The sequence below is a fragment of the Sphingobacterium sp. UBA7253 genome, assembly GCF_002472745.1.
In the GTDB taxonomy this organism is placed as follows: Bacteria; Bacteroidota; Bacteroidia; order Sphingobacteriales; family Sphingobacteriaceae; genus Sphingobacterium; species Sphingobacterium siyangense.
In genome coordinates this window covers 1-5,452 of the sequence record NZ_DKSP01000194.1, presented here as the reverse complement: position 1 = coordinate 5,452, position 5,452 = coordinate 1, and the positions used below count along the sequence as shown (strand labels likewise).

At 37.9% G+C, this 5,452-nt stretch carries 6 protein-coding genes; 5 read left to right on the top strand and 1 reads right to left on the bottom strand.

What is annotated here, in order from left to right; translation table 11 throughout:
• The coding region (locus B2X72_RS19425) for a class I tRNA ligase family protein (protein ID WP_286851140.1) at positions 1-1,488 on the bottom strand (1,488 nt) is incomplete at its 3' end.
• A gap of 218 nt (positions 1,489-1,706) precedes the next feature.
• On the opposite strand from B2X72_RS19425, the gene B2X72_RS19420 reads away from it, so the two are divergent.
• From B2X72_RS19420 to B2X72_RS19400, 5 genes are read left to right on the top strand one after another with little or no spacing between them, the layout of a single operon-like run.
• The gene (locus B2X72_RS19420) at positions 1,707-2,585 is read left to right on the top strand and encodes a cell division protein FtsX (RefSeq protein WP_046674489.1); all 879 of its coding nucleotides are present in this window, start codon (positions 1,707-1,709) and stop codon (positions 2,583-2,585) included.
• 2 nt (positions 2,586-2,587) lie between these two features.
• Positions 2,588-2,827 carry a DUF3098 domain-containing protein gene (locus B2X72_RS19415; protein WP_075993313.1) on the top strand — a complete coding sequence of 80 codons (240 nt, stop codon included), beginning with the start codon at positions 2,588-2,590 and terminating at the stop codon, positions 2,825-2,827.
• A 22-nt stretch (positions 2,828-2,849) separates the two neighbouring features.
• Entirely contained in the window at positions 2,850-3,644 is a 795-nt protein-coding gene (locus B2X72_RS19410; RefSeq protein ID WP_088162167.1) for an undecaprenyl-diphosphate phosphatase, read from the top strand.
• 9 nt (positions 3,645-3,653) lie between these two features.
• Positions 3,654-4,376 (top strand): tRNA pseudouridine(55) synthase TruB, encoded by a 723-nt coding sequence (gene truB / locus B2X72_RS19405; protein WP_286851139.1) that lies wholly within the window; start codon positions 3,654-3,656, stop codon positions 4,374-4,376.
• Positions 4,377-4,431: 55 nt separating this feature from the next.
• On the top strand, positions 4,432-5,406 hold the full coding sequence (locus tag B2X72_RS19400; RefSeq protein WP_046674485.1) for a bifunctional riboflavin kinase/FAD synthetase: 975 nt from the start codon (positions 4,432-4,434) through the stop codon (positions 5,404-5,406).
• Positions 5,407-5,452: the final 46 nt, after the last annotated feature.

Below are 5,452 nucleotides of genomic sequence, written 5' to 3'. Positions count from 1 at the left end.
ATAAGGTAATCCATTTTTAAAGTAGACTGGCACGGGTTCTCCCCAATAACGCTGACGCCCAAAAATAGCATCACGCATGCGGAAGTTTATTTTCGCTTTACCTAATTTTAATTCTTCCAATTTAGCAATCAAAGCAGGAACCGCCTCTTGGTAAGTCATACCATTGATAAAATCGGAATTGATGTATTTTCCATCTTTATTTGGATCAGCTACTTCTTCAATATTTTGAGTATCCGAAATAGGAATAATAGGAAGAGTGAAATGTTTAGCAAACACATAGTCACGTTGATCGCCACTAGGAACAGCCATTACAGCACCTGTGCCATAACCAGCAAGTACATAATCCGCGATCCAAATCTGTACATCCTGTCCAGAAATTGGATGTTTAGCGTAAGAACCAGTAAAAGCACCAGAGACTGTTTTTGTATCAGCCATACGATCCAATTCAGATTTTTTCGAAGTTTTCTCGATATAGGCGTCTACTTCTGTTTGCTGCTCAGGGGTAGTCAATGCTGCAACCAATTCATGTTCTGGAGCCAAAACGACAAATGAAACACCATATATAGTATCTACACGCGTCGTAAACACTTCAATTGCTGTATTTAATTGTGGTACGGGAAATTTCACCGAGGCACCTACCGATTTTCCGATCCAGTTACGTTGCATTTCAACCAAAGGTTCTGGCCAATCAATGGTATCCAAACCTTTCAATAAACGATCCGCATAAGCAGTAATACGCATAGACCACTGCATCATCTTCTTTTGCTCCACAGGATAACCACCACGCTCAGAGACACCGTTGATTACCTCGTCATTCGCTAATACCGTACCTAAAGCAGCACACCAGTTTACTGTACTTTCACGCAAATAAGCAATCCGATATTTCAACAATTCCCGCTGCTGTTTTTCTTCATCCAAAGATTTCCATTCGTCAGCGCTGAATTCCAAGACATCTTCATCCGAAACTGCTGAAATGCCAGTTGAACCACTTGCAACAAACCTCGCGATTAACGTTTCGATCGGTTCAGCTTTCTCGGATTCCTTATTATACCAAGAATCAAACAATCTCATAAAAATCCATTGTGTCCATTTATAATATGACGGATCAGAAGTACGTACTTCTCTACTCCAATCATAAGAGAACCCAATGTTATCCATTTGCTCACGGTACCGATTGATATTTACCTCAGTCGTCACTGCAGGATGCTGACCAGTTTGAATGGCATATTGCTCTGCAGGAAGTCCAAAAGAATCATATCCCATCGGATGCAATACATTGAAACCTTTCAAACGTTTATATCTTGAAAAGATGTCCGAAGCAATATATCCCAGCGGGTGACCAACGTGCAGCCCCGCTCCGGAAGGATAAGGAAACATATCCAATACATAGTATTTTGGCTTTTGATGCGTATCGGACGTTTTATACGTTTGATGATCCGCCCAAAACTTTTGCCACTTTTTCTCTAATGATTTGTGATTATACTCCATTTTTATTCGTAAGGAATTTTTATGACTTGCGAAATTACGATTTTAATACTGAAATGTGATAAAAGTTTTGTAGTTTGAACAATAAATTATAGTATTGAAAAGTTAATTAAACATAGGAAGAAAACAGCCTTCGAATTGATTTTTATCAAAGTAATTACAAGATTAATTCGAAATCTTCCACTCAAATAGTTACTTTCGCAAATAAATTTTTGCTTATTATGTCAGAATACGAATTAAGCACACAAAAAAGAAAAACAAAATCTGTATATGTATCTACGGTTATCAGTATCGCTCTCGTGTTGTTGGTAACAGGTATGTTGGGATTACTCTTGGTGCACGCTAAAAATCTTTCGAAATACGTTAAGGAAAATATCGTCTTAAATGTCATCGTAAATGATGGCACAAGTGAAGGTGATGTCCTTTCTCTACAAAAAGACCTGGAAAAAGATCCCTACGTGCTTCGCACCGAATATATTAGTAAGGAATTGGCTGCAAAAAACTTGAAAGAAGATCTTGGTGAGGATTTCGTACAATATTTGGGACATAACCCACTTCTACCTTCTTTGGATGTTTACATGAAAGAGAATTATGCCAATACAGATAGCATTAAAACTTTTATTGAAAAGATCTCCAAAAACAATAAAATTAAAGAAGTTGTATACCAAGAGTCATTAATTGACATGGTCAACAAAAACGTACGCATCATCGGAATGATTGTTCTTGCTTTTGCGGTTATCCTATTGATTATCGCCGTAGCTTTAATCAACAATACGATACGTCTTGCGATCTATTCACAACGTTTCTTAATCAAAAGTATGCAATTGATTGGGGCTACTAAAAACTTTATTCGTAAACCATTTATAACGTATGGCATCATTCATGGTTTACTGGGATCTTTGATCGCGATTTTACTCCTCATTTTAACGCTGAAATTTGCACAACAGCAAATACCAGAACTGGTCTTTTTACGCAACTGGTTCGAATTTGCGGTGATCTTTTTAGGAGTAATCTTGATTGGAATTCTCATTTCGGGACTTAGCACCTATTTCGCAGTAACAAAATATTTAAAGGCACAATCTAACGATTTATACAGATAAAAATGGCTCAAATAAAGAAATCTACTGAATCAGTCAACAAAGGTTCATTTGTATTCTCCAAAGTAAATTACCAACTGTTCATAGCGAGTTTAGCTATTGTAATCATAGGCTTTACATTGATGTCTGGTGAAACTGATATCTATAGTTTTACCAAGATTACCTTGGCCCCTATTGTTGTTGTTCTCGGGTTTGCGATAGGATTTGCGGCAATTCTATACCGCCCCAAAAACAAATCCAACTAAAGCATAATCTTATTTCAAACAGATGTCTATTATTGAAGCTATCATCCTTGCTATCATTGAAGGATTAACGGAGTTTTTGCCTGTATCTTCGACAGGTCATATGATCATTGCTACTGCCTTAATGGGTATTCAACCATCGGCATTTGTCAAATTGTTTACAATTGTGATCCAGTTAGGCACCATATTATCCGTTCTGGTATTATACTACAAACGTTTTTTTAAAACGCTTTCATTTTATTACAAATTGGTTATTGCGGCGATTCCGGCCTCTGTGTTGGGTTTGCTATTCAACGATTATATTGATGCATTATTAGAGAGTCCTTTAATGGTCGCTGTGATGTTGGTAGTCGGCGGCGTAGTTCTACTTTTCGTTGACAAGTGGTTCAACAAACCAACTGTTGAAGACTCGGACAAGGTTTCCTACAAACAAGCTTTTATGATCGGGGTATACCAATGTCTTGCATTAATCCCGGGTACCTCAAGATCTGCTAGTACAATTATTGGCGGTATGGCTGAGAAACTAACCCGTAAAGCTGCTGCGGAATTTTCCTTTTTCCTTGCTTTGCCTATGATGTTTGGTGCTTCTGCAGTAAAGCTTTTAAAGTTTTTTAAAGAAGGTAACACCTTCACAGGAGAAGAACTTAATTTGCTTATTATTGGAAATCTAATTGGTTTCGTTGTTGCAATTGTAGCCATTAAGTCTTTTATTGGCTTTTTGACCAAATATGGTTTTAAAGCATTTGGTTGGTACCGAATCATCGTTGGTGTTATTATTCTTGCCCTCCTACTTTCGGGCCATAGTTTACAAATTATCTAAAATCTTCGGATGGAAAATATAGAGGTTAGTGAAAATTCAGCAAAGTTCAACTTCGCTGAAGGAGAAATGTTGTTGATCGATAAACCTTTAACATGGACAAGTTTTGATGTTGTTGGTAAAGTTAGAAACTCAATCAAACCGTTAAAATTAAAAGTCGGTCATGCAGGAACTCTAGATCCACTTGCGACCGGCCTGCTCATTGTCTGCACTGGCAAACTAACAAAAAAAATAGACAGCTACCAAGCTGAAGACAAAGAATATACAGGTTCGATCACATTAGGAGCGACAACGCCTTCTTACGATCTGGAAACAGAGATTGACGAAACATTTCCAATCGATCACATCACAGAGGAAATGATCTTCGAAGCAGCAAAATCCTTTGAAGGCGAAATTCAGCAGTTTCCTCCAGCCCATTCAGCCATAAAAATTAATGGTGAACGCGTCTATGAAAAGGCCCGTCGTGGCGAAGAGGTTGAAATAAAATCCCGCCAGGTACGCATCAATAGCTTTCTCATTGAAAAGATCGAGCTTCCCAACGTGTATTTTCGTATATCCTGTTCAAAAGGAACCTACATTAGATCATTGGCCTATGACTTTGGAAAATTCTTACAGAGTGGATCACATCTGAGTTCTTTGAGACGCACCAAAAGTGGAGATTATTCGGTAGAAAATGCCTGGAATCTAGAACAACTTATCGCTGAAATAAAACGTCATAAAGAAATCATTAAATAACTTTACCCTCCCATTTTATTGATTCTTTATCTTATTTTTGCAAAAACTCCTATAAATGAAAATCTACAGAAGTTTAGATGATTTCTCACCAGTTGAAAATGCAGTTGTAACCATCGGTACTTTCGATGGTGTTCATATTGGCCATCAAAAAATATTGGCTCACCTAAAGGAAGCAGCTCATAAAATTAATGGTGAGACAATTTTGCTTACTTTTTTCCCACATCCACGATTGATTATCAATCCAGATGATGATAGTTTACGCCTAATCAACGATATCGAAGAAAAGGTCAGTCAATTGAGTAAAGTGGGAATTGACCACTTAATTATCATTCCTTTTTCCCGTGATTTTTCAAATCAGACTCCGGAAGAATATATTAGTAATGTTCTTGTAGGCAAATTGGGTACAAAAAAGATTGTGATAGGCTATGATCACCATTTTGGAAAAGATCGAAAGGGTACTATGGGCGATTTAGAGCAGTTTGCATCTATATTTGACTACAGTGTTGACGAAATTCCAGAGCAGGATATCAACGATATTGCAGTATCCTCCACACGAGTACGTGAAGCGCTTATAAAGGGCGATATAAGAACGGCTAACCTCTATTTAGGCTATCCGTTCGAATTAACGGGAACTGTTATTAGAGGCGACCAAATTGGGCGTACAATCGGATTTCCAACAGCAAACCTGCAGGTTCACGAACCTCATAAACTCATACCGGCCTATGGTATTTATGCTGTTGAGGTATATATCTATAATCATATCCAAAACATCACTACAGGGGAGTATAAAGAGGAAAGTCCGGTTTCAATTGCGAAAGGTATGGGCTATATAGGGACCAGGCCCACTGTTGATGGGATGAATCGTGCTATTGAAATCAGCCTATTCGATTTCGATCAGGATATTTACGGCAAGACACTACGTGTCAAGTTCCTTCATTTTATCCGACATGATGAACGGTTTGACTCGCTTGAAGAAATGAAAGCTCAGATAAAAGCAGACGAAGTCGAAATCAGAAGTCTTATTGGTTAGAACAAGTCTGTTAGCTATAAAATAAAAAAGCGGGAATTCCCGCTTT